The 20,827-nt window shown below is 67.2% G+C and carries 25 protein-coding genes; 18 read left to right on the top strand and 7 right to left on the bottom strand.

Annotated elements, in window-relative coordinates; all coding sequences use genetic code 11:
* Nucleotides 1–110 precede the first annotated feature (110 nt).
* The 3 genes from SMAL_RS04975 to SMAL_RS04965 are packed head-to-tail and all read right to left on the bottom strand — an operon-like array spanning nt 111 to nt 1,960.
* On the bottom strand, nt 111–440 hold the full coding sequence (locus SMAL_RS04975; RefSeq protein ID WP_012510290.1) for a hypothetical protein: 330 nt from the start codon (nt 438–440) through the stop codon (nt 111–113).
* Entirely contained in the window at nt 437–1,708 is a 1,272-nt protein-coding gene (gene murA / locus SMAL_RS04970; RefSeq protein ID WP_012510289.1) for a UDP-N-acetylglucosamine 1-carboxyvinyltransferase, read from the bottom strand. Before murA ends, SMAL_RS04975 begins: the two co-directional genes overlap by 4 nt.
* Before the next feature lie 21 nt (nt 1,709–1,729).
* A complete protein-coding gene (locus SMAL_RS04965) occupies nt 1,730–1,960 on the bottom strand; it encodes a BolA family protein (protein WP_012510288.1) in 231 nt (76 codons plus the stop codon).
* Nucleotides 1,961–2,014: 54 nt separating this feature from the next.
* Here SMAL_RS04965 and SMAL_RS04960 point away from each other — a divergent pair, with 54 nt between their 5' ends.
* The 16 genes from SMAL_RS04960 to SMAL_RS04885 all read left to right on the top strand — a co-directional run bounded on the left by SMAL_RS04960 (nt 2,015) and on the right by SMAL_RS04885 (nt 15,489).
* A complete protein-coding gene (locus tag SMAL_RS04960; RefSeq protein ID WP_012510287.1) occupies nt 2,015–3,016 on the top strand; it encodes a KpsF/GutQ family sugar-phosphate isomerase in 1,002 nt (333 codons plus the stop codon).
* A gap of 66 nt (nt 3,017–3,082) precedes the next feature.
* The gene (locus SMAL_RS04955; protein ID WP_012510286.1) at nt 3,083–3,631 is read left to right on the top strand and encodes a KdsC family phosphatase; all 549 of its coding nucleotides are present in this window, start codon (nt 3,083–3,085) and stop codon (nt 3,629–3,631) included.
* Complete coding sequence (lptC, locus tag SMAL_RS04950; protein WP_004147322.1) at nt 3,628–4,203, top strand: LPS export ABC transporter periplasmic protein LptC; 576 nt, start codon at nt 3,628–3,630, stop codon at nt 4,201–4,203. The genes SMAL_RS04955 and lptC overlap by 4 nt, the downstream gene beginning before the upstream one ends.
* A 104-nt stretch (nt 4,204–4,307) precedes the next feature.
* The gene (gene lptA, locus SMAL_RS04945) at nt 4,308–4,859 is read left to right on the top strand and encodes a lipopolysaccharide transport periplasmic protein LptA (RefSeq protein ID WP_004147320.1); all 552 of its coding nucleotides are present in this window, start codon (nt 4,308–4,310) and stop codon (nt 4,857–4,859) included.
* Nucleotides 4,859–5,578 carry an LPS export ABC transporter ATP-binding protein gene (lptB, locus tag SMAL_RS04940; RefSeq protein ID WP_004147318.1) on the top strand — a complete coding sequence of 240 codons (720 nt, stop codon included), beginning with the start codon at nt 4,859–4,861 and terminating at the stop codon, nt 5,576–5,578. The genes lptA and lptB overlap by 1 nt, the downstream gene beginning before the upstream one ends.
* 40 nt (nt 5,579–5,618) lie before the next feature.
* Nucleotides 5,619–7,043 (top strand): RNA polymerase factor sigma-54, encoded by a 1,425-nt coding sequence (locus SMAL_RS04935; protein ID WP_012510285.1) that lies wholly within the window; start codon nt 5,619–5,621, stop codon nt 7,041–7,043.
* A gap of 58 nt (nt 7,044–7,101) precedes the next feature.
* Nucleotides 7,102–7,419: a ribosome hibernation-promoting factor, HPF/YfiA family gene (hpf, locus tag SMAL_RS04930; protein WP_004147311.1), complete on the top strand. Its 318-nt coding sequence runs from the start codon at nt 7,102–7,104 to the stop codon at nt 7,417–7,419.
* A 21-nt stretch (nt 7,420–7,440) separates the two neighbouring features.
* Entirely contained in the window at nt 7,441–7,893 is a 453-nt protein-coding gene (locus tag SMAL_RS04925; protein WP_012510284.1) for a PTS sugar transporter subunit IIA, read from the top strand.
* Nucleotides 7,890–8,840: an HPr(Ser) kinase/phosphatase gene (gene hprK / locus SMAL_RS04920; protein ID WP_004147299.1), complete on the top strand. Its 951-nt coding sequence runs from the start codon at nt 7,890–7,892 to the stop codon at nt 8,838–8,840. The genes SMAL_RS04925 and hprK overlap by 4 nt, the downstream gene beginning before the upstream one ends.
* A gap of 27 nt (nt 8,841–8,867) precedes the next feature.
* Nucleotides 8,868–9,752 carry an RNase adapter RapZ gene (rapZ, locus tag SMAL_RS04915; protein WP_012510283.1) on the top strand — a complete coding sequence of 295 codons (885 nt, stop codon included), beginning with the start codon at nt 8,868–8,870 and terminating at the stop codon, nt 9,750–9,752.
* A 572-nt stretch (nt 9,753–10,324) separates the two neighbouring features.
* Nucleotides 10,325–10,717, top strand: coding sequence for a PTS sugar transporter subunit IIA (locus tag SMAL_RS04910; RefSeq protein ID WP_012510282.1), 393 nt, complete (start codon nt 10,325–10,327; stop codon nt 10,715–10,717).
* Nucleotides 10,710–10,979 carry an HPr family phosphocarrier protein gene (locus SMAL_RS04905; protein WP_012510281.1) on the top strand — a complete coding sequence of 90 codons (270 nt, stop codon included), beginning with the start codon at nt 10,710–10,712 and terminating at the stop codon, nt 10,977–10,979. Before SMAL_RS04910 ends, SMAL_RS04905 begins: the two co-directional genes overlap by 8 nt.
* A gap of 2 nt (nt 10,980–10,981) precedes the next feature.
* Complete coding sequence (gene ptsP, locus SMAL_RS04900) at nt 10,982–12,751, top strand: phosphoenolpyruvate--protein phosphotransferase (RefSeq protein ID WP_012510280.1); 1,770 nt, start codon at nt 10,982–10,984, stop codon at nt 12,749–12,751.
* Between the two features lie 180 nt (nt 12,752–12,931).
* A complete protein-coding gene (mgtE, locus tag SMAL_RS04895) occupies nt 12,932–14,293 on the top strand; it encodes a magnesium transporter (RefSeq protein WP_004147235.1) in 1,362 nt (453 codons plus the stop codon).
* A gap of 61 nt (nt 14,294–14,354) precedes the next feature.
* Nucleotides 14,355–14,621: a hypothetical protein gene (locus tag SMAL_RS04890; RefSeq protein WP_012510279.1), complete on the top strand. Its 267-nt coding sequence runs from the start codon at nt 14,355–14,357 to the stop codon at nt 14,619–14,621.
* 70 nt (nt 14,622–14,691) lie between these two features.
* Entirely contained in the window at nt 14,692–15,489 is a 798-nt protein-coding gene (locus SMAL_RS04885; protein ID WP_004147231.1) for a carboxylesterase family protein, read from the top strand.
* A gap of 120 nt (nt 15,490–15,609) precedes the next feature.
* Here SMAL_RS04885 and SMAL_RS04880 read toward each other — a convergent pair whose 3' ends face one another.
* From SMAL_RS04880 to SMAL_RS04865, 4 genes are all read right to left on the bottom strand, one after another.
* The gene (locus tag SMAL_RS04880; protein ID WP_004147230.1) at nt 15,610–16,101 is read right to left on the bottom strand and encodes an REP-associated tyrosine transposase; all 492 of its coding nucleotides are present in this window, start codon (nt 16,099–16,101) and stop codon (nt 15,610–15,612) included.
* Between the two features lie 248 nt (nt 16,102–16,349).
* On the bottom strand, nt 16,350–17,300 hold the full coding sequence (locus SMAL_RS04875; protein WP_004147181.1) for an aspartate carbamoyltransferase catalytic subunit: 951 nt from the start codon (nt 17,298–17,300) through the stop codon (nt 16,350–16,352).
* 15 nt (nt 17,301–17,315) lie between these two features.
* A complete protein-coding gene (gene ruvX / locus SMAL_RS04870) occupies nt 17,316–17,810 on the bottom strand; it encodes a Holliday junction resolvase RuvX (RefSeq protein ID WP_012510278.1) in 495 nt (164 codons plus the stop codon).
* Nucleotides 17,803–18,369: a YqgE/AlgH family protein gene (locus tag SMAL_RS04865; protein WP_004147177.1), complete on the bottom strand. Its 567-nt coding sequence runs from the start codon at nt 18,367–18,369 to the stop codon at nt 17,803–17,805. The genes ruvX and SMAL_RS04865 overlap by 8 nt, the downstream gene beginning before the upstream one ends.
* 91 nt (nt 18,370–18,460) lie before the next feature.
* Here SMAL_RS04865 and SMAL_RS04860 point away from each other — a divergent pair, with 91 nt between their 5' ends.
* Both SMAL_RS04860 and SMAL_RS04855 read left to right on the top strand, forming a co-directional pair.
* Entirely contained in the window at nt 18,461–20,248 is a 1,788-nt protein-coding gene (locus tag SMAL_RS04860) for a DUF4153 domain-containing protein (protein WP_012510277.1), read from the top strand.
* Nucleotides 20,245–20,787, top strand: coding sequence for a DNA-3-methyladenine glycosylase I (locus SMAL_RS04855; RefSeq protein WP_012510276.1), 543 nt, complete (start codon nt 20,245–20,247; stop codon nt 20,785–20,787). Before SMAL_RS04860 ends, SMAL_RS04855 begins: the two co-directional genes overlap by 4 nt.
* Nucleotides 20,788–20,827: the final 40 nt, after the last annotated feature.

Raw genomic sequence — 20,827 nt, 5'->3', positions numbered from 1 at the left:
CCCCGGGAAGGGCTCTGACCCCGGTTGCGACATGGTGGGGTCAGAGCCCTTTCCGTCGGAAAGGGATCCGACCCCGCGCAAAAAAAACGCCCGCTTTCGCGGGCGTTCTCTTATTTCTTCGCTTCAGCCGGCTTCTGTTCCTCGGCCGGTTTGAACTCGGTCCGGCAATCCACCCGGATCTGCTCGCCGGTGCTGCGCCAGACGAAGGTCCGGCAATGGCGGCTGCCGTCCTGGCTGTCATTGACCGACACCGCATAGAACGACTGGATGATCTCGTCACGCGAGACCGTGCCGTCGCCGTTCCAGTCCATGTCCTTCTGCTCGATGCCCTGGGTGATGGCCAGGTTGGCGTACCAGGCATAGCCCAGCCACGCCAGCACGATCAGCACCAGCGCCAGCAGCGCCTTGCGACGCGGGCTGAACCTCCCGCGCAGGATCATGGCACGCGCCGGATGGTGGCACCGAGCGAAGACAGCTTCTCTTCGATGTTCTCGTAGCCACGATCAAGGTGGTAGATGCGGTCGATGGTGGTCTCGCCGCTGGCCATCAGGCCAGCCAGGATCAGCGAGGCCGACGCACGCAGGTCGGTGGCCATCACCGGCGCGCCGCTCAGGTGTTCGTTGCCACGCACGATGGCGGTATGGCCTTCGACCTGGATGTCCGCGCCCAGGCGCAGCAGTTCGTTGACGTGCATGAAACGGTTCTCGAAGATCGTTTCGTTGATCACGCCAACGCCATCGGCCACGCAGTTGAGCGCCATGAACTGCGCCTGCATGTCGGTCGGGAACGCCGGGTACGGCGCGGTGGTCAGGTTGACCGCCTTCGGCCGCTTGCCCTGCATGTCTAGGGTGATGGTGTCGTCGGTGGTCTCGATCTTCGCGCCCGCTTCGACCAGCTTGGACAACACTGCGTCCATGGTGTTCGGGCGCGCACGGTTGACCGTGACCTTGCCACCGGTCATCGCCGCGGCCACCAGGAAGGTACCGGTCTCGATGCGGTCGGGCAGCACTTCATGGCGGCCGCCGGACAGGCGCTCGACGCCTTCGATCACCAGGCGGGCAGTGCCCAGGCCTTCGATCTTCGCGCCCAGTGCGATCAGGCAGTGCGCCAGATCAGTCACTTCCGGCTCCATCGCGCAGTTGTCGAGGATGGTGGTGCCTTCAGCCAGCACCGCGCCCATCAGCACGTTCTCGGTACCGGTGACGCTGACCATGTCGAAGGTGAAGTGGCCACCCTTCAGGCGCTTGGCGGTGGCCTTGATGAAGCCGTTCTCGACCACGATCTCGGCACCCAGCGCCTGCAGGCCCTTGATGTGCTGGTCGACCGGACGCGAACCGATCGCGCAGCCGCCGGGCAGCGACACTTCCGCCGCGCCGAAACGCGCCAGCAGCGGGCCCAGCACCAGGATCGAGGCGCGCATGGTCTTGACCAGCTCGTACGGCGCAACGTGCTGGTTGACCGAACGCGGGTCGACCACGATCGCGCTGCCACGCGACAGCGTGCCCTGGTCGATGGTCACTTTCGCGCCCAGTTCGCCCAGCAGCTTCACCGTGGTGACCACGTCGTGCAGGTGCGGCACGTTGGTGATCTCCACCGGCTCGTCGGCCAGCAGGGTCGCGCAGAGAATGGGGAGGACGGCGTTCTTGGCGCCGGAGATGCTTACTTCACCGTGCAGCGCAGCGCCGCCGGTCACAACGATCTTGGCCATGTATTCGGGATCTTCTGCGGTTCAGCCGGCTTCGGCCGGGGTCACGGTTTTCAGTGCCAGCGCGTGGATCGCGCCGCCCATCAGGTCGCCCAGAGTGGCATACACCATGCGGTGGCGTGCCAGCGGCATCTTGCCGGCGAAGGCGTCACAGACCACGGTCGCTTCGAAATGCACGCCATCGTCGCCCTGCACGTCGGCGCGGGCGCCGGGCAGGCCGGTTTCGATCAGATTGCGGATGGTGTCGGCGTCCAACGGGCTTTCCTAATAAAATGTACGTCCATTCTACTTCCGCTGCGTGGCGTCCGCATGGCCGAATCCCTGTTGCCCCCCCGTTCCGTCGACCCTGCCGGCCTGGTCGCCAGTGGCCGCCGCGTGTTCGAGATCGAGCGGCAGGCGCTGGATGCCGTGGCCGACCGCCTCGGCGAGGCCTTCCAGCAGGCCTGCCAGGCGATCCTGGCCAGCCGCGGCCGGGTGGTCGCCACCGGCATGGGCAAGTCCGGGCATATCGCCCGCAAGATCGCCGCCACCCTGGCCTCCACCGGGACCCCGGCCTTCTACGTGCACCCGGGCGAGGCCGGCCATGGCGACCTCGGCATGATCACCGAGGACGACGTGGTGCTGGCGCTGTCCTATTCGGGCGAGTCGGACGAAGTGCTGATGCTGCTGCCGGTGCTCAAGCGCCAGGGCAACGTGCTGATTTCCATGACCGGGCGCCCGCAGTCCAGCCTGGGCACCGCCGCCGACATCCATCTGGACGTCAGCGTACCGGCCGAGGCCTGCCCGCTGGCGCTGGCCCCGACCTCCAGCACCACCGCCTCGCTGGCGATGGGCGATGCGCTGGCGGTGGCCCTGCTCGATGCGCGCGGCTTCACCGCCGATGACTTCGCCCGCTCGCACCCGGCCGGCAGCCTCGGCCGCCGCCTGCTGCTGCACATCACCGACGTCATGCACACCGGCGACGACCTGCCCAGCGTCGGCGCCGGCGCCAGCCTCAGCGAAGCACTGATGGAGATGAGCCGCAAACGGCTCGGCATGACCGCCGTGGTCGACGCGGACGGCGTGCTGATCGGCCTGTTCACCGACGGCGACCTGCGCCGTGCGCTGGACAGCGCGCTGGACGTACGCACGGCGAAGATCGCCGATGTGATGACCCGCAACCCGCGCACCATCGGTGCCGACCAGCTGGCGGTCGAGGCCGCGCGCCTGATGGAAACCCACAAGATCACCGGCCTGATCGTGGTCGATGGCCAGGGCCGCGCGGTCGGTGCCCTGAACATTCATGACCTGTTGCGGGCGCGGGTGGTTTAACCGACAGTCCGTAGACCCCATTCAGTCTGTAACGCCGCACCCGCCCCCACCGAGCCTGCCGCCCTGATGCCCTGGTCCCCCCTGCCCGCCTTCCCCGCCCACCTGCATGCCGCCGCGGCCCGTATCCGCCTGGCCTGCTTCGACGTGGACGGCACCCTCACCGACGGTCAGCTGTACTACGACAAGGACGGCAACGAGAGCAAGGCGTACTTCGTGCAGGACGGCCTGGGCCTGAAACTGCTGCAGCAGCACGGCATCCACCCCGTGCTGATCACCGCGCGCAACAGCCAGTCCGCGCTCAGGCGCGGCGCCGACCTCGGCATCGATACCCAGATTGCCGTGGGCGACAAACTGGCCAGCGTGCAGGCCCTGTGTGCCCAGCACGGCATCGGCCTGGAACAGGTGGCGTTCATGGGCGATGACCTGCCTGACCTGGCACCGCTGAGCGCGGTCGGACTGGCGGTGGCGCCGGCCAACGCGCATCCGTGGATCGCCGAGCGCGTGCACTGGCAGACCCGTGCCGACGGCGGCCGTGGTGCTGCACGCGAGCTGTGCGACGTCCTGCTGGCCGCACAGGGCTATGTCGATGCGGTGCTGGCGAGGTTCGGCGCATGAATGCTCCTTCGCTCAACTGGCGCACCCTCCTCGGCATCGGCCTGCTGCTGGCGGCCCTGCTCAGCAGCTGGGCGGCGCTGCGCAACCGCGACAAGGGGCCGGCCAATGACGGCAAGGAAGTCGGCGTGGACTACATCCTGCACGACTTCCAGATCGTCGCCCTGGATGAGCACGGCAAGGAGTCCACCACCCTGCGTGCACCGCTGCTGGAGCGCCAGCGCGGCGACCAGACCATCAACATCGCTACCCCGCTGTTCGAGATGCCGGACAAGGATGGCAAGCACTGGACCCTGCGCGCCGAGACCGGTTGGCTCAGCGCCAAGGGCGATGAGATGAAGCTGCGCGGCAACGTGGCTGGCGACAGCCCGGCCGCACCGGGCACCGTGCCGACCACCTTCCGCACCGACCACCTGGACGTGTTCCCCAAGGAGAACCGCGCCCGTACCGATGCCCTGGTGACCATGACCCGCCCCGGCATGGAACAGTCCGGCGTGGGCTTCGAGGTGGATTCGAAGAACAACACGTATCATTTCCTCAGCCAGTCCAAGGGCCGCTACACGCCCAAGCACTGATTCCGCCGCCAGCCTGCGACGTCTCCGGACAGGCGCAAGGCCGGCAGCCCCACCCGCACGCCCCCGGTCCACCCGGGAGGCCCCCACCGGTAGAACGGACCCCGATGAAGATTCCCTTTGCAGCCGTACTCGCGCTTGGTCTTCTTGTCCCCAGCGCCGCCTTCGCCAAGTCCACCGACCGCAACGAAGACATGCACATCGATTCCGGCGCGCAGTCGGGCATGCTCACCGGCGACGGCAAGACCGTGCTGTCGCAGGGCGTGGTCATCACCCAGGGCACGCTGGACCTGCGCTCGTCCGAGGCCGAGATCTACCTCAAGGACGGCGAAGCGGTGCGCGTGGTGTTCACCGGCAAGCAGGCCAAGATGAAGCAGCAGCTCGACGATGGCACCTGGATGGATGCCCTGGCCGACCGCATCGACTACGACATCAAGACCGAGATCATTACCCTGACCGGCAACTACAAGGTCACCAGCGCGCGCGGCACCAATGCCGGCCAGCGCATGGTCTACAACACCCGCAGCGGTGAAATGAACTCCGGCGGCGACGGCAGCCGCGTGCGCACCGTCATTCCGCCGAAGAACAAGACGCCTGCGGCGCCGGCTGCACAACCCAAGGCCAGCACGCCGGCAGCACCGGCCGGGAGCAAGAAGTAATGCTCGTCGCCAAGGGCCTGCGCAAGCGCTACAAGCAACGCGAAGTCGTCAAGGATTTCGGGTTGACCCTCGATGCCGGTGAAGTGGTCGGCCTGCTCGGCCCGAACGGCGCCGGCAAGACCACCTGCTTCTACATGATCGTCGGCCTGGTCGCCGCCGATGCCGGCAGCATCGTGCTTGACGGCAAGGACATCACCGGTGACCCGATGTACACCCGCGCCAAGCAGGGGGTGGGTTACCTGCCGCAGGAACCGTCGGTGTTCCGCAAGTTGAGCGTGGCCGACAACATCCGCCTGGTGCTGGAACTGCGCGAGGACCTCGATTCGAAGGGCCGCGAGCGCGAATTGAACAGCCTGCTCGACGAACTGCAGCTGGGCCACGTGGCCGACCAGCTCGGTGCCAGCCTGTCCGGCGGCGAGCGCCGCCGTTGCGAGATCGCCCGCGCACTGGCAGCACAACCGCGCCTGATCCTGCTCGACGAGCCGTTCGCCGGCGTCGATCCGATTTCGGTCGGCGAGATCCAGCGCATCGTCACCCACCTCAAGCAGCGTGGCATCGGCGTGCTGATCACCGACCACAACGTGCGCGAGACCTTGGGAATCTGCGACCGCGCGTATATCCTCGCCGAGGGCAGCGTGCTGGCCCAAGGCTCGCCGGAAGCGATCCTGGACAACGCCGACGTGCGTCGCGTCTACCTTGGGGATTCCTTCAAGCTGTGACGGCTAGCGCCGGGTCCCTCTCCTTCCTTTCGGCACAGGCATGAAGACTCGGCTGCAGACATCGTTGGGACAGCAGCTGGTGCTCACGCCCCAGCTGCAACAGGCGATCAAGCTGCTGCAGATGTCCAGCACCGAGCTGGAACTGGAAATCGCGCAGGCAGTGGAAAGCAATCCACTGCTGGACTGGGCCGACAGCAGCGACAGCAGCAGCGCCGCCAACGAAACCAGTGACAACCCCGACGGCGATGCAGCGGCCGAACGTGCCGACAACGGCGACGACTGGGCGCCGGCCGAACTGGACTGGAGCGCGGCCGGCAGCGGCGGCAGCTTCGACGATGACGACGATACCGGCAGTGCCGCCGAACGCGTGGCCGAAACCGAAACCCTGGCCGATCATCTGCTGTGGCAGCTGCACCTGTCGCACCTGACCGCACGTGATCGCAGCATCGGTGCCGCACTGATCGATGCACTGGACGACGATGGCTACCTGCGCGAACCGCTGGCAGGCATCGCCGAAACCCTGCTGCCGGCCATCCATGCCGACCAGGACGAGATTCTTGCCGTGCTGCACCGGATCCAGCGTTTCGATCCGGTCGGCGCGGCCGCGCGCACCCTCGGCGAATGCCTGCAGCTGCAGCTGGAGGTGCTGGACGACACCACACCGGGCCTGGCATTGGCGCGACAGATTGCCGCGGGCCCGCTGGAACGGTTGCCGCGCAGCGGCGTGGCCGGGCTGGCCCACGAGTTGAAACTGCCGCTGGCCGAGGTCGAGACTGCAGTGACCCTGCTGCGTTCGCTGGATCCTCGGCCGGGCACGCAGATCGCCCCCCTGTCGCAGGACACCTACGTGGTACCCGATGTCGTGGTGTGGCGGCAGAACGGCGTGTGGCGCGCTGCACTGGCCGCGCATGCCGGGCCAAGGGTGGTGATCCACCGCGGCTACGAACAGCTGATCCGCCGCTGTGGCGAGGCCGATGCCGGCTACCTGCGTGCACAGCTGCAGGAAGCGCGCTGGCTGCTGAAAGGGCTGCAGCAGCGTGGCGAAACCCTGCTGCGCGTCGTGCGCAGCCTGATCCTGCAACAGGCTGGCTTCCTTGAATTCGGCGAACAGGCGCTGCGCCCTCTGACACTGCGCGAGATCGCCGCCGAGCTCGGCCTGCACGAATCGACGGTGTCGCGCGCGATTGCCCGCAAGCACGTGCGTACGCCACGCGGCACCCTGCCCCTGCGCGCCTTCTTCGCCTCCGGCATCGACACCGAAGGCGGCGGCGAGGCCTCCAGCACGGCCATCCAGGCGATGATCCGACGCCTGATCGACGACGAGAACCCACGCAAGCCGCTTTCTGACGCCAAGCTGGCTGACCTGCTCAAATCGTCGGGAATTCCAGTAGCGCGGCGCACCGTGGCGAAGTATCGTGAAGCCATGAACATCTCCGCCTCGCACGAAAGGGTCAGAATCGCTTGACGCGCCGCCGCGCCCGGCGGAGAGGTTCATTGGCACATCCGAACACAGGAGAAACCCGATGCGCATCGAAACGTTTGGCAAAGATGTCGAAGTCACCCCGGCCCTGCAGTCCTATGTAGAGGAGAAGCTGGCCCGGATCGGCAAACACTTCGACCAGCACTGCGAAGCGCGGGTGACCCTCAAGCTGCAGAAGACCGAACACCACGTCGACGCCAGCCTCAACATTCCCGGCCAGACCCTGCACGCCGAGGCCAATGCCCAGACCATGTATGCCGCGATCGACCTGCTTGCGGACAAGCTTGACCGTCTGGTGATCAAGCACAAGGAGAAAAAACAGCAGCACGCGCCACTGCCGGTGGGCGACAATGGTGGCTGATCGCCACCGTTCCCCGCAGACATGCCCCTGACTGACCTCCTGGCGGCCGTGCAGACCCAGCTCTGCACGGCCACCGACCGCGACAGCGTCCTGCAGGCCGCCGCCGGGTTGCTGGCCTGCCGCCAGGCCAACGCCGAACAGATCTACCTGAACCTGTGCCAGCGCGAAGCGCTGGGCAGCACTGCGATCGGCCACGGCATCGCCATCCCCCACGGCCGCGCGCCGACGCTGGACCGCCCCCGTGGCGCACTGCTGCGGCTGGCCACCCCGGTCGACTTCGGTGGCGATGAGCCGGTGGACCTGGTGTTCGCGATGGCCGTCCCTGCCCACTACACCCACCAGCACCTGATGCTGCTGTCCGAGCTGGCCGAGCTGTTCTCGATGCCCGCCATCCGCGATGCCCTGCGCGCGGCCGGCGATGCCCGGGCCCTGCGCGAGGCGCTGGAGCTGACCCCACCTGCGAGTGCCGCATGAATACCAGCATCACCGCCCGTGAACTGTTCGAACAGCAGCGCGAGCGGCTGGGGCTGCGCTGGGCCGCAGGCAAGTCCGGCGAGAAGCGTGAGCTGGAGGCCGGCAACACGGTCTCGCGGCGGCCCTCGCTGGCCGGTTACCTCAACGCGATCTACCCCAACAAGGTGCAGATCCTCGGTACCGAGGAACTGTCCTGGCTGGATGCGCTGGAACCGCGCCAGCGCTGGGAAACCATCGAGAAGATCATGCAGTCGCATCCGCTGGCGCTGGTGCTGACCCGCAACCAGCCCTGCCCGGAAGACCTGCGCGCGGCGGCGGACGAATCCGGTACGCCGCTGTGGCTGTCGCCCAAACGCGGCCACGAACTGCTGAACCATCTTTCTTATCACCTGGCGCGCACGCTGGCGCCGCGGGTGATCCTGCATGGCGTGTTCATGGAGATCTACTCGATCGGCGTGCTGATCACCGGCGAGGCCGGTTCGGGCAAGAGCGAACTGGCGCTGGAGCTACTCAGCCGTGGCCACCGCCTGGTCGCCGACGATGCGCCGGAGTTCACCCAGATCGCCCCGGACGTGCTCGACGGCACCTGCCCGGAGCTGCTGCAGGACCTGCTGGAAGTACGCGGGCTGGGCGTGCTGAACGTGCGCGAGATGTTCGGCGACACGGCTGTAAAGAAGAACAAGTACCTTCGGCTGATCGTCCACCTGACCAAGCCGATGACCGAACCCACCCCACATGGCTACGAGCGCTTGACCGGCGATTCGGGCACCCGCCATGTGCTGGACCTGGATGTTCCGCTGATCACCCTGCCGGTGATGCCCGGCCGCAACCTGGCCGTGCTGACCGAGGCGGCCACCCGCCTGCACATCCTGCGCACCAAGGGGATCGACCCGGCGGCCATGTTCATCGCCCGCCACAGCAACCTGCTGGAACGGCGAACACCCTGACTCCCCCGTCCCTCGAAGAGCCTGTCCATGAGCACCGCACCCCCCTCCGCCCCGACCCTGATCATCGTCAGCGGCCTGTCCGGCTCGGGTAAATCCGTCGCCCTGAAGACCTTCGAGGACCAGGACTACTACTGCTCGGACAATCTGCCGATCAACCTGCTGCCCGATTTCGTGCGCAGCCTGCTGGCCAACCATGACGGCAGTGCACCGCGCCGCCTGGCGGTGGGCATCGACGTGCGCGGCCAGTCCAACCTGAGCCAGCTGGGCAACTGGCGGCAGCTGGCCACCGATGCCGGCGTGGAAGTGGAGGTGCTGTTCTTCGAAGCCAGCGACGAAGCGGTGCTCAAGCGCTATGCCGACACCCGCCGTCGCCACCCGCTGAGCCAGCTGGGGCTGTCACTGCCCGAAGCGATCGCCCGCGAGCGTGAATTGACCGCACCGTTGCGCCGTGAAGCCGATGCGGTGATCGACACCAGCACGCTCAACGTGCACCAGCTGCGGCGACGGATCATCACCGAGTTCGCGCTGGACCACGCCACGCGCCTGTCGCTGCTGTTCGAATCGTTCGCCTACAAGCGCGGCGTGCCGGCCGAGGCGGATTTCGTGTTCGACGCGCGCGTGCTGCCCAATCCGCACTGGGATCCGGACCTGCGCGCGCTGAGTGGCCGCGAACCGGGCGTGCGTGATTACCTGGAAGCGCAACCGGACGTGCAGCACTACCTGGCCCAGCTGACGGATTTCCTCGATACCTGGCTGCCGAAGCTGGGGGATGGCACGCGCAGCTACGTGACCGTGGCGTTTGGCTGCACCGGCGGCAAGCACCGCTCGGTGTTCCTGGCCGAACGCATGGCGCGCCACGCCCGTGAGATGGGCTGGGAAGACGTGGCGACCTACCACCGCGAACAGGATTGAGGGTGGTCGGCCGGGCTGCGCCCGGCACCCGCTGGTAGTGCCGGCCGCTGGCCGGCAACAGCAAAAGCAAAAGCGGCATTCCGTGGGATGGCGAGGCGGTGTGGGTAGGCAGGACACGCCGTAAACCCCGCTCCGCGGTCCGGCCCAGCCGCTGGCGGCTGTGCGTTCGGGCGCTTGCAAAGCAGTGCTTCGCAAGCAAAGCGCCCTCACCCCTGGGGGCTCGATGGCGCCTTGCTCGTGTGCGCTGTCCTGCGCACACAGCAAGACCGGGGTTGGGCGTCCTGCCCAACCCGCCCGAGGCATGCCTTGGGCCCATGGCGCCAACGGTCCTGCCTACCCACACTGCCCCGCCTCTGACAGATTCCGTGTGCTGTTGGTAGATGTCGACCCTGGTCGACACGGTAGATCCATGCCATGCGTGGATGAATCTCTGTCAGGCATCGAAAAAAACGGATGGGGTCGGATCCCTTTTCAACGGAAAAGGGCTCTGACCCGAGCAACACTGAATACGGGACACTGTGCCCCTCTCCTGCTGCTATCGCCAATTCACCTTGACCTGTTAACGTGCAGTAATGACCTGTGGCATTCTCCTCGTAACACATCCTGGGGTCGGGACCGCCCTGCTTGACGTGGCGACCCGGCTCCTGCGGCAGTTGCCGCTGAAAACAGAAGCTTTCGAAGTACCGTTCGACGCAGACCTGGACGCCCTGCTTCCGCTCGCCTCGGCCGCCCTGCGGCGGGTCGATGGGGGAAATGGCGTGCTGATCCTGACCGACCTGTACGGTGCCAGCCCCGCCAACCTTGCCGGGCAGCTGGCCCGGCTGGGTACCCCGGTTCGCCGGGTGTCGGCGCTGAGCCTGCCGATGTTGCTGCGGGTGATGAATTATCCGGAACAGGGACTGGATCAACTGCCCGCCACAGCCGCGGCGGGTACCCGTAATGGAGCGATAGTCGACGATGCTTGAACGAGAACTCACCGTCAGCAACCGCCTGGGCCTGCATGCCCGGGCCACCGCCAAGCTGGTGCAGACCCTGGCGCCGTTCCGCTGCAACGTGACCATGGCCGCCAAGGGCCGTGAGATCAACGCCAAGAGCATCATGGGCGTGATGCTGCTGGCCGCCGGCCAGGGCACCCCGGTCACCGTGCGGATCAACGGCGAGGACGAAGTCGCCGCGATGGAGGCGGTGGTCGGCCTGTTCGAGCGCCGCTTCGACGAGGACAACTGAGCGTGCCACGCGCACGCGCCGGCCAGGTCAGTTCCGGCCAACGGCCGGTACAGCTGCTGGCCGGCCATGGTGCGGCCCGAGGCACCGCGATGGGCCGCGCCCGTGTGCGCCTGCCGCATGCACTGGAGGTTGCCGAGCAACGGGTCGCCGTCCACCAGGTCGAGGCCGAACTGGCCCGCCTGCACCGTGCCGTGGATGCCGCGCGCACGGAAATGCACGAGCTGCGACAGCGCCTGCAGGGTGCACTGAACCAGGAAGTGGGCGAGTTCCTCGACCTGCATGCACTGCTGCTGGACGACCCCGAGCTGCTGTTCGGGCTGGACGAGCTGATCCGCAGCGGCCCGTACAGCGCCGGCTATGCGCTGCGCCTGCAGCGTGACCGCTTGGCCAAGGTCTTCGATGGCATGGACGATGCCTATCTGAAGAGCCGCATGGACGACCTCGACCATGTGATCGGCCGCATCCATGCATTCCTGCAACCCGAGCGGCCGCCAGCGGTGAAAGGCCTCGCCGGTGAAATCCTGGTCTGCGACAACATCGCGCCCTCCGAGCTTGCCCAGTTGCAGGCGCAGGGCGTGGTCGGCATCGTCACCGCCGCCGGCAGCGCGCTGTCGCACAGTGCGATCCTGGCGCGCAGCCTGCACCTGCCCTTGATCGTCAACGTACCGCAGCTGCTCAGCCGCATTGCCGATGGCGACGTGCTGATCATCGACGGCGCAGACGGCAGCATCACCTCCAACCCGCAGGCCGACAACCTGCGCGACTACCGCGCGCGGCTGAAAGAGCACGCACGCGAGCAGCGCGAACTTGGCCGCCTGCGCAGCAAGCCCAGCCGTACCCGCGACCAGGTCGACATCGCCCTGCTGGCCAATGCCGAATCGCTGGAGGACGTGACCCAGGCGCATGCGCTGGGCGCGCACGGGCTGGGCCTGTACCGCACCGAATTCCTGTTCCTGCAGCGCAACGAGCTGCCGGACGAAGAAGAACAGTTCCAGACCTACCGCGATGCCGCACTGGGCATGAGCGGGCGACCGGTGACCATCCGCACCCTCGACCTCGGTGCGGACAAGGCCGACCGCACCGGCCTGACCCTGAGCAACGAAGAGAACCCGGCACTGGGCCTGCGCGGCGTGCGCCTGTCGCTGGCGCGGCCGAAGGTGGCCGACACCCAGCTGCGCGCGATCCTGCGCGCCTCGGCCTACGGCAAGCTGCGCGTGCTGGTGCCGATGGTCAGCACCCGCGAGGAGCTGCTGGCGGTGCGCCGGCGCATGCTCAAGCTGACCGAGCAGCTGCGAGGCGAAGGCCACATGGTGTCCGACCACGTGCCGCTGGGCGCAATGATCGAGGTACCGGCCGCCGCGCTGGCACTGGAGAGCTTCATCGATCTGGTCGACTTCCTGTCGATCGGCACCAACGACCTGGTGCAGTACCTGCTGGCGGCCGATCGCAACAACGAAGCGTTGGGCGAACTGTACTCGCCGCTGCATCCGGCGGTGCTGCGGCTGCTGCAGATGGTGATCGAGACCGGCGTGCGCCATCGCATCCCGGTGGCGGTGTGTGGCGAGATCGCCGGTGATGCACGAATGACCCCACTGCTGCTGGCACTGGGCCTGACCGAATTCAGCCTGCACCCCGGCACCCTGCTGGAAGTACGCCGCGCGATCCGCGACGCCGACCTGGGGGCACTACGCGCACGAGCTCCCAAGCTGCTGGCCGCCCGCGACCGCCGTGCCATCGAGCGCTGGCTGGCGCTGGTGGCGGACGCGTCCTGATCGCAGCACACCCCGTTCGCCGGGCATGGCCCGGCGCTACCGCCGCACGTCGCCTGGTAGCGCCGGGCCATGCCCGGCGGCTATGCGTTGAAACATCCCCTTGCGATAATGACGCGCTGAACACCCCTGTTGCCGCATCCTTGCCAGGATCGCGGCTTTTCTTATCCCGCGGGAGCTGCGATGGCTGAGGCTGTACGCCACGACAAGACTGCGCGCCAGTTGCGGATGCTGTCCGATGCACTGGACAGCGGCCGACTGGGCCCGGTGCGCCGCCTGGTCAATACCCTGGCGCCGGCCGAGATCGGCAACCTGCTCGAATCGCTGCCGCCCGGCAAACGCGAGATCGTCTGGGGCCTGGTCGATCCGGAAGATGACGGCGAGGTGCTGGTCCACGTCGGCGACGACGTGCGCGAAAGCCTGCTCGCCGACATGGACCCGGACGAGATCATCGCCGCGGTCGAAGACCTGGACATCGACGATCTGGCCGACCTGGTCGAGGATCTGCCGGACACGGTCATCGACGAAGTCCTCAAGTCGATGGACCGCGAGAACCGCGAGCGCCTGGAACAGGTGCTGTCCTACCCCGAGGACAGCGCCGGCCGCCTGATGAACCCGGACGTGGTGACCGTGCGTGCGGACGTCAACGTCGACGTGGTGCTGCGCTACCTGCGCCTGCGCGGCGAGCTGCCCGACCACACCGATCACCTGTTCGTGGTCAGCCGCCGCCACCAGTACCTGGGCCGGGTGTCGCTTGCCTCGCTGGTGACCCATGAGGACACCACGCCGATCAACCGCCTGATCGACGATGAGCAACCGGCGATCGATGTCGGCGAGAGCGACCAGGAGGTGGCGCGGCAGTTCTCCGACCATGACTGGATCTCCGCGCCGGTGGTGGATGACAACAACATCCTGATCGGCCGCATCACCATCGATGACGTGGTCGACATCATCCGTGGCCAGGCCGAGCACCAGGCGCTGGGCGCCGCCGGCCTGGACGAGGACGAGGATCTGTTCAGCCCGGTCTGGCGTGCGATGCGCCGCCGCCTGATGTGGCTGTCGGTGAACCTGTGCACCGCCTTCCTCGCCTCCAGCGTGGTCGGCCATTTCGAAGGCACCATCGACAAGCTGGTGGCGCTGGCGGTGCTGATGCCGATCGTTGCCGGCCTCGGTGGCAATGCCGGCACCCAGGTGCTGGCGCTGATGGTGCGTGGCCTGGCGTTGGGCCAGGTCGGCAGTTCCAACGCACGCACGCTGTTGTGGAAGGAAGTACGGGTGGCCCTGCTCAACGGCGTGGTGCTCGGCTCGCTACTGGGCCTGATCGTGCTCGCCTGGTTCCATTCACCTGGTCTGTCGGCGGTGATCGCCATCGCGCTGACCTGCAACCTGCTGTTCGCCGCGTTGGCCGGCGTGCTGGTGCCACTGACGCTGAAACGCTTCGGCTTCGACCCGGCGCTGGCCAGCGGCATCTTCCTGACCGCCGTGACCGACTCGATGGGCTTCTTCACCTTCCTCGGCCTGGCCACCCTGGTGCTGCTGCACTGACCGTATCAAGGGTCGGATCCGCACCGCGCGGGGCGCTGACCCGATCCCAACTGGAACACCCATGGCAACGACGATCGAAAATTACTTCCAGCCCGGCTGGCGTGACCAGCAGTACACCTGCACGGCCTGCGAATGGAAGGGCAGCTCGCGCGCCATGGTGATGGAGTTGGACGAAGACGCCACCGAGTACGACTGCCCGGTCTGCGAGAACCCACTGCTGGTGGTGCTGCATCCGGATAGGGCGCAGGTGCAGGCGGCCGCCGCCGAAGGCAATGCTGAAGCACAGGAGCAGCTGGACATCATCGCCAGCTTCCCGCACCCGGAGTGACGCAGCGCATGATGCCAGGCTGATCGCGGCGGACTACGATGCGGACGATCCTGCCGCTACGGGAAAGCCCATGGTCCGTTCGCTGTCGCGCTGGCTGCCACTGCTGGCCGTTCTGATGATGACCGCTTGCACATCGCTTCCAGACAGCGCGCGCGGACGCTTCGAAGCCCGCGCGGTGAAGGTGGATGGCGAGACGGCCTACTACCAGGTGTTCATTCCGGCCGGCGTGCAGGCCGCCGCTCCCACCCACCTCCCGGTCATCCTGTTCCTGCACGGCTCCGGCGAGCGCGGCAGCGATGGTGTCAGGCAGACCCACGCCGGGCTGGGACCTTACTTGCGCGAGCACCCCGGCTTCCCTGCGCTGGTGGTGTTCCCGCAGGTGCCAGGCCACGAGGAATGGAGCGGCCACAACAACCGTGTCGCGCTGGCGGCACTCGATGCAGCGATCGCCGAATTCGGCGCCGACCCTGCCCGGCAGTACCTGACCGGCATGTCGATGGGCGGCTACGGCAGCTGGAATATCGCCCTGGACGACCCACGCCGCTTTGCCGCGATCGTGCCGGTATGCGGTGCCGTGCTGGCACCGCGTGCGAAGCGGCCGACCCTGTTCGTCGAGCAGGTCGCGCAGGAGTCTGATCCGTATGCGGAGATCGCCAAGCGCCTTCAGCACACACCGATCTGGATCTTCCACGGCGCGCTGGACGATGTGGTGCCACCGGACGACGACCGCAGGCTGCATGCCGCATTCCAGAGCGCCAACGCACGCGACGTGCGCTACACCGAATACCCGGAAGGCAACCACAATGCCTGGGACGCCACCTACGCCGACCCGGCGATGTGGGCGTGGCTGTTCGCGCAGAAGCGCTGAACCGCAGCTTCTGCTGGAAAACATCTGTTGGTGGATGCCTACCGTTGGTCGGCTTGGGTATTGGTGGGTGGCGACCGTTGGTTGGCTTGGGTATTGGTGGGTGCCGACCGTTGGTCGGCACTATCTCTCCGCTTCGGGGTAATCCATTGCTTGGTACCTCCCATCGATCTCCCATCGGCACCAGGCATACGGATACTCTCCCACGCAGCTCGCCAAGTTCGCCCTGAGCGGGTTGGCGACGATGTACATCGCATGGCGGAACAGTGATTCTTCAGAACGAATGGCGTGATCGTGATAGCTCGATTGCCAGAATGGTCCTGTCCTACCCAGCATGCGGTTGATCCGCAATGCACTGCTCGATTTGAAGCATTGCATGACGTAGTCCAGCGAGAACGCACGGACCTCCACCAGCCAATGGATGTGGTCCGGCATGACCACATAGGCAAGTGAGTGCGTCAGGCCTTCAGCATCAATGCGACGGAACACATCCATCACCTCCTGTGCCGCAGTGGCATCATCGAAGTAGCGTCGACGTTCCTGGGTGACGGTGGTCAGGATGTAGGATTGCCCGATCCGGGAATGGCGGCCAAGTCTCAGGCGTGCGCGGTTCATGGGCACAAGCGTGTGCCTGCCGGCATCCCTCTTCTATCGGGCAACCACGTCAGTACAGGTAGGCCCGGAACCATTCAAAGGCTAGGCCCGCACTTCACCGCACTGATGGTTCAGTGCCGATCAACGGTCGGCACCCACCGGATCGGATAAGGACAGATCAACCGTGCCGACCAACGGTCGGCACCCACCCAGACAGTTCAGGGTGAATCCCTTTTGTGCCGACCAACGGTCGGCACCCACCAGGGCGATCAGCCCAGCAGCGTTTCCAGCACGGCCATGCGCACGGCGACGCCGTTGGCGACCTGGCGCAGCACCCACGACTGCGGGCCGTCGGCCACTTCGTCGGTCACTTCCACGCCGCGGTTGATCGGGCCTGGATGCAGCACGGCTGCATCCTTGCCGGCGCGGGCCAGGCGTTCGTTGGTCAGGCCGTACTGCGCGTGGTACTGCTCCAGCGACGGCACCAGGCCTTCCTCCATGCGCTCGCGCTGCAGGCGCAGCATCATCAGCGCGTCGACGCCTTCCAGCATCGCGTCGAAATCATCACCGACCACGCAGCCCTTCAGGGTCTCGTCGTCGGGCAGCAGCGACTGCGGGCCGCACACGCGGATCTCGCCCACGCCCAGCGTACGCAGCGCATGCAGGTCGGTGCGGGCCACGCGCGAATGCTTCACGTCGCCGACGATCACCACCTTCATCTTCGAGAAATCAGGGCCCTTGGCCTGGCGCAGGGTCAGCATGTCGAGCAGGCCCTGGGTCGGGTGCGCGCTGCGACCGTCACCGGCATTGATCAGCGCGGTGCCCTCGCCCGCCGCTTCGGCCAGTGCGGCCACGGCGCCATCATCGGGGTGGCGCACCACGAAGCCGCGCACGCCCATCGCTTCCAGGTTGCGCAGCGTGTCGCAGGCGGTTTCGCCCTTGCGCGTGGACGAGGTCGAGGCATCGAAGTTCAGCACGTCGGCGCCCAGGCGCTGCGCGGCCAGCTGGAACGAGCTGCGGGTGCGCGTGGACGGTTCGAAGAACAGCGTGCACACCGCTGAGCCGGCCAGCACCTGGCGCTTGTTGCCGACACGACCGACCGCGGCATCGCGGATCTGGCCGGCGCGGTCAAGCAGCTGCAGCAGGGTCTCGCGCGGAAGGCCTTCGAGGGTCAGCAGGTGGCGCAGGCGGCCGGAGGCATCGAGTTGCTGGGCGGTCATGGCGGTGTCGGGCAGTCAGGGAATGGGGATGGCATCGTCGGGGGACGACAGCCAGCGGTCGATGATCACCGCCGCGGCCACGGCATCGAGGGCGGCCGCATCGCGGCGGCGCTTGCGCCCTTCGGCGCGCTCGACAGCGAAGCGGCGGGCGGCCTCGACCGAGCTGGAACGCTCGTCGATCATCACCACCGGCAGCTTGAAACGTTCCCGCAGCTGGCGGGCAAAGCCCTGCGCGCGCTTGCGGTTGGGCTGGTCCTGGCCGTCCAGGGTCAGCGGGTCACCGACCACCAGGCCATCGGGCTTCCATTCCTTGATCAGGCGTTCGATCGCGGTCCAGTCCGGGCCGTTGCCGTGCACGTCGACCACGGCCACCGCGCGCGCATGCGCAGCGAAGGCACTGCCGATGGCCACGCCGATACGCCGCGAGCCGACATCGAAACCCAGAACGGTGCCGTCACGGCGGATGACCGGGGCAGCAGACACCGGTGCGGGCGCGGTCGGCTCAGACATGGCCGCTGTAATCGGTCAGCCGGAACAGGTCCACGCCGATGCGCGAGGCCGCGCCCTGCCAGCGCTGCTCCAGCGGCAGCTGGAACACCAGCTCGGCATCGGCTGGCACGGTCAGCCAGCTGTTCTCGGACAGCTCGCTTTCCAGCTGCCCTGCGCCCCAGCCCGCACAGCCCAGCGTGACCACGGCATTGGCCGGGCCTTCGCCGCGCGCCATCGCTTCGAGGATGTCACGCGAGGTGGTCAGGTACAGGCCTTCACCCACGATCAGGCTGGAATCCCATGCGCGCGCGTCGTCATGGATGACGAAGCCGCGTTCGGGATGCACCGGGCCGCCATTGAGCACCATGCGCGCCTGCAGGTCGCCATCACCGGTGGTGATGTCCATCTGTGCCAGCACTTCGCCCAGCGTGTATTCGGAAGGTTGGTTGACCAGCACACCCATCGCACCGTTCTCGTCGTGCTGGCAGATCAGCGCGACGCTGCGGGCGAAGGTCGCGTCGAGCAGCGACGGCAGCGCAACGAGCAGGTGATCGGCGAGGGAGGTCGGCGTTACAGGCATGCCCCCATTCTACCTGCTGGGGGCGGGATGGTCGCGCGATGGACGCGCGCGGCGATCGGCTAGGATGGTGCTTTGCCATGGAAGGTCGTCGATGCAGTCTTCATCGCCCCTGACCCTGCCCGCACGCAGCGCCATCGTCCTGATCGCGCTGCTGCAGGGCCTGATGCTGTATGCCGCGCAGGAGCTGTCTGATGCGTGGCCGTTCCGCGATATCGGCTGGCGCTACTGCTGGTACGCCTGGGTGCTGGCTATTCCCAGCGCGGTGGCGCTGAGCCTGGTCGATCTGGGCCAGCGCCGCCTGTGGCTGCAGGCCATGCTCGGCTCGGCGGTGGTGCTGGCGCTGGCCGCCTGGATCGGCTGGAACCTCAACGGCGAAACCGCACTGGAATCGGGCGCACTGCAGTTCCCGCTGACCCTGGGCATGGCCGTGGCAGTGTTCGTGGCCCTGCCCTGGTGGCAGTTCCAGCTGCAGCATGGGCATTGGCGCGCCAGCTATCCGGAGCTGTTCGAGCGTGCCTGGCAGAACGGCCTGACCCTGGCCCTGGCGGCGCTGTTCACCGGGCTGACCTGGCTGCTGCTGTGGCTGTGGGCGGCCCTGTTCCAGCTGCTGGACGTGACCTTCTTCCGCGATCTGTTCCGGCAGGACGCGTTCATCGCGCTGGCCACCGGCAGCCTGGCCGGGTTTGGTGTGCTGATCGGGCGCACCCAGCACCGCGCGATCCAGATCACCCGCCAGGTGCTGTTCGCGATCTGCCGCGGGCTGCTGCCGCTGCTCTCGTTCATCGCCGTGCTGTTCGTGCTGAGCCTGCCGCTGACCGGGCTGGAACCGCTGTGGAAGACCCGTTCTGCCGCGAGCCTGCTGCTGGTGCTGTCGCTGCTGCTGGTGTCGTTCACCAATGCGGTCTACCAGCAGGGCGACGACACCGCGCCCTACCCCCTGCTGCTGCGCCGGCTGGTCGAGGCCAGCCTGCTGGCGCTGCCGGTCTATGCGGTGCTGGCGCTGTATGCACTGGGCCTGCGCGTGGTGCAGTACGGCTGGACCCTGGACCGCTTCTGGGCGGTGCTGATCGCGCTGGCCGTGGCCGGCTATGCGCTGGGCTACGCGTTGGCGGTAGTGCGCCGGCGGGGCCGCTGGCTGCAGACGCTGGAGCCGGTCAACCGCTGGATGTGCTGGGCGGTGCTGGCACTGGCATTGCTGGGCAACTCGCCGCTGCTGGACCCGGTGCGGCTGACCCTGTCCAGCCAGCTGGCGCGGCTGCGTGCGGACCCGCCGGCGATCACCAGCAGCGACGTCAACGTGCTGCGCTTCGACCTCGGCCACCGTGGCGTGCAGGCGTTGCGCGAACTGCAGGACGATCCGGCCATCACCGCCGATGCCAACGCGCCACAGGTGATCGCCGATGCGCTGGCACGCACCTCACGCTGGGACGGCGGCACCCGCCTGGACAAGGGCCCGCAGGATATCGCCGCCCTGCAGCGCGCGCTGAAGCTGGCCAAGGGATCCAGCTCGCCACCGGACGATTGGTGGCAGGCACTGGCCACCCGCGCGATCAACGGCGAATCCTGCGCCCAGAGCGAGCGCGACTGCCTGATCGTGCATCGTGACCTGGATGGCGACGGCAGCGCCGAGGTGCTGCTGTGCGAGCTGTACAACATCCGTGGGCCGGACTGCGTGCTGTACGCGCGCGGCAAGGACACGCGCTGGCATCGGGCCGGTTCGCTGTTCGGTGCCGCCAGCGGCCAGGCCGAGGCGATCAACCAGGCCCTGCGTGACGGCAAACTCACGCTTGTGCCACCGCGCTGGCCGATGCTGTCCATCGGCGGGCACCCCGCGGTGGCCATCGATCCCGAACCCGAATCCAACGAGTCTTCTCCATGAGCGGTTACTGCCTCATCGCCCCGGGCCATCCGGTGCACGACTACTACCACGCCAACGAATACGGCTTCCCGCAGCGTGACGAGCGCGAGCTGTTCGAGCGGCTGGTGCTGGAGATCAACCAGGCCGGGCTGAGCTGGGAGACCATCCTGAAGAAGCGCGAGGGCTTCCGCGCGGCCTATGACGGCTTCGATGTGGATCGGGTTGCAGCCTACGCCGAGCAGGACATCGAACGGCTGCTGTCGGACGCGGGCATCATCCGCAACCGGCTGAAGGTGCTGGCGGCGATCCACAACGCACAGGTGATCCAGCAGCTGCGGGCCAGCCACGGCAGCTTCGCGGCGTGGCTGGACGCGCACCATCCGCGCAGCAAGGCCGACTGGGTGAAGCTGTTCAAGAAGACGTTCCGCTTCACCGGCGGCGAGATCACCGGCGAGTTCCTGATGAGCCTGGGCTACCTGCCCGGTGCGCACGCCGAGGACTGCCCGGTGCATGCGCGGCTGCTGAAGCTGTCGCCGCCGTGGTTGCAGGCCTCCCGGTAGTGCCGGCCGCTGGCCGGCAGCCTCGGAATGCTGCAGGTGT

It is taken from the genome of Stenotrophomonas maltophilia R551-3 (assembly GCF_000020665.1).
GTDB lineage: Bacteria > Pseudomonadota > Gammaproteobacteria > Xanthomonadales > Xanthomonadaceae > Stenotrophomonas > Stenotrophomonas maltophilia_L.
This window is presented reverse-complemented; position numbering and strand designations above follow the sequence as displayed.

Bases quoted from the DNA above. Each gene is read 5' to 3' on its own strand.
- SMAL_RS04975 (WP_012510290.1), bottom strand. From the start codon at position 440: ATGATCCTGCGCGGGAGGTTCAGCCCGCGTCGCAAGGCGCTGCTGGCG.
- murA (WP_012510289.1), bottom strand. From the start codon at position 1,708: ATGGCCAAGATCGTTGTGACCGGCGGCGCTGCGCTGCACGGTGAAGTA.
- SMAL_RS04960 (WP_012510287.1), top strand. From the start codon at position 2,015: ATGGCCGAATCCCTGTTGCCCCCCCGTTCCGTCGACCCTGCCGGCCTG.
- SMAL_RS04955 (WP_012510286.1), top strand. From the start codon at position 3,083: ATGCCCTGGTCCCCCCTGCCCGCCTTCCCCGCCCACCTGCATGCCGCC.
- lptC (WP_004147322.1), top strand. From the start codon at position 3,628: ATGAATGCTCCTTCGCTCAACTGGCGCACCCTCCTCGGCATCGGCCTG.
- lptA (WP_004147320.1), top strand. From the start codon at position 4,308: ATGAAGATTCCCTTTGCAGCCGTACTCGCGCTTGGTCTTCTTGTCCCC.
- lptB (WP_004147318.1), top strand. From the start codon at position 4,859: ATGCTCGTCGCCAAGGGCCTGCGCAAGCGCTACAAGCAACGCGAAGTC.
- SMAL_RS04935 (WP_012510285.1), top strand. From the start codon at position 5,619: ATGAAGACTCGGCTGCAGACATCGTTGGGACAGCAGCTGGTGCTCACG.
- hpf (WP_004147311.1), top strand. From the start codon at position 7,102: ATGCGCATCGAAACGTTTGGCAAAGATGTCGAAGTCACCCCGGCCCTG.
- SMAL_RS04925 (WP_012510284.1), top strand. From the start codon at position 7,441: ATGCCCCTGACTGACCTCCTGGCGGCCGTGCAGACCCAGCTCTGCACG.
- hprK (WP_004147299.1), top strand. From the start codon at position 7,890: ATGAATACCAGCATCACCGCCCGTGAACTGTTCGAACAGCAGCGCGAG.
- rapZ (WP_012510283.1), top strand. From the start codon at position 8,868: ATGAGCACCGCACCCCCCTCCGCCCCGACCCTGATCATCGTCAGCGGC.
- SMAL_RS04910 (WP_012510282.1), top strand. From the start codon at position 10,325: ATGACCTGTGGCATTCTCCTCGTAACACATCCTGGGGTCGGGACCGCC.
- SMAL_RS04905 (WP_012510281.1), top strand. From the start codon at position 10,710: ATGCTTGAACGAGAACTCACCGTCAGCAACCGCCTGGGCCTGCATGCC.
- mgtE (WP_004147235.1), top strand. From the start codon at position 12,932: ATGGCTGAGGCTGTACGCCACGACAAGACTGCGCGCCAGTTGCGGATG.
- SMAL_RS04890 (WP_012510279.1), top strand. From the start codon at position 14,355: ATGGCAACGACGATCGAAAATTACTTCCAGCCCGGCTGGCGTGACCAG.
- SMAL_RS04885 (WP_004147231.1), top strand. From the start codon at position 14,692: ATGGTCCGTTCGCTGTCGCGCTGGCTGCCACTGCTGGCCGTTCTGATG.
- SMAL_RS04880 (WP_004147230.1), bottom strand. From the start codon at position 16,101: ATGAACCGCGCACGCCTGAGACTTGGCCGCCATTCCCGGATCGGGCAA.
- SMAL_RS04875 (WP_004147181.1), bottom strand. From the start codon at position 17,300: ATGACCGCCCAGCAACTCGATGCCTCCGGCCGCCTGCGCCACCTGCTG.
- ruvX (WP_012510278.1), bottom strand. From the start codon at position 17,810: ATGTCTGAGCCGACCGCGCCCGCACCGGTGTCTGCTGCCCCGGTCATC.
- SMAL_RS04865 (WP_004147177.1), bottom strand. From the start codon at position 18,369: ATGCCTGTAACGCCGACCTCCCTCGCCGATCACCTGCTCGTTGCGCTG.
- SMAL_RS04860 (WP_012510277.1), top strand. From the start codon at position 18,461: ATGCAGTCTTCATCGCCCCTGACCCTGCCCGCACGCAGCGCCATCGTC.
- SMAL_RS04855 (WP_012510276.1), top strand. From the start codon at position 20,245: ATGAGCGGTTACTGCCTCATCGCCCCGGGCCATCCGGTGCACGACTAC.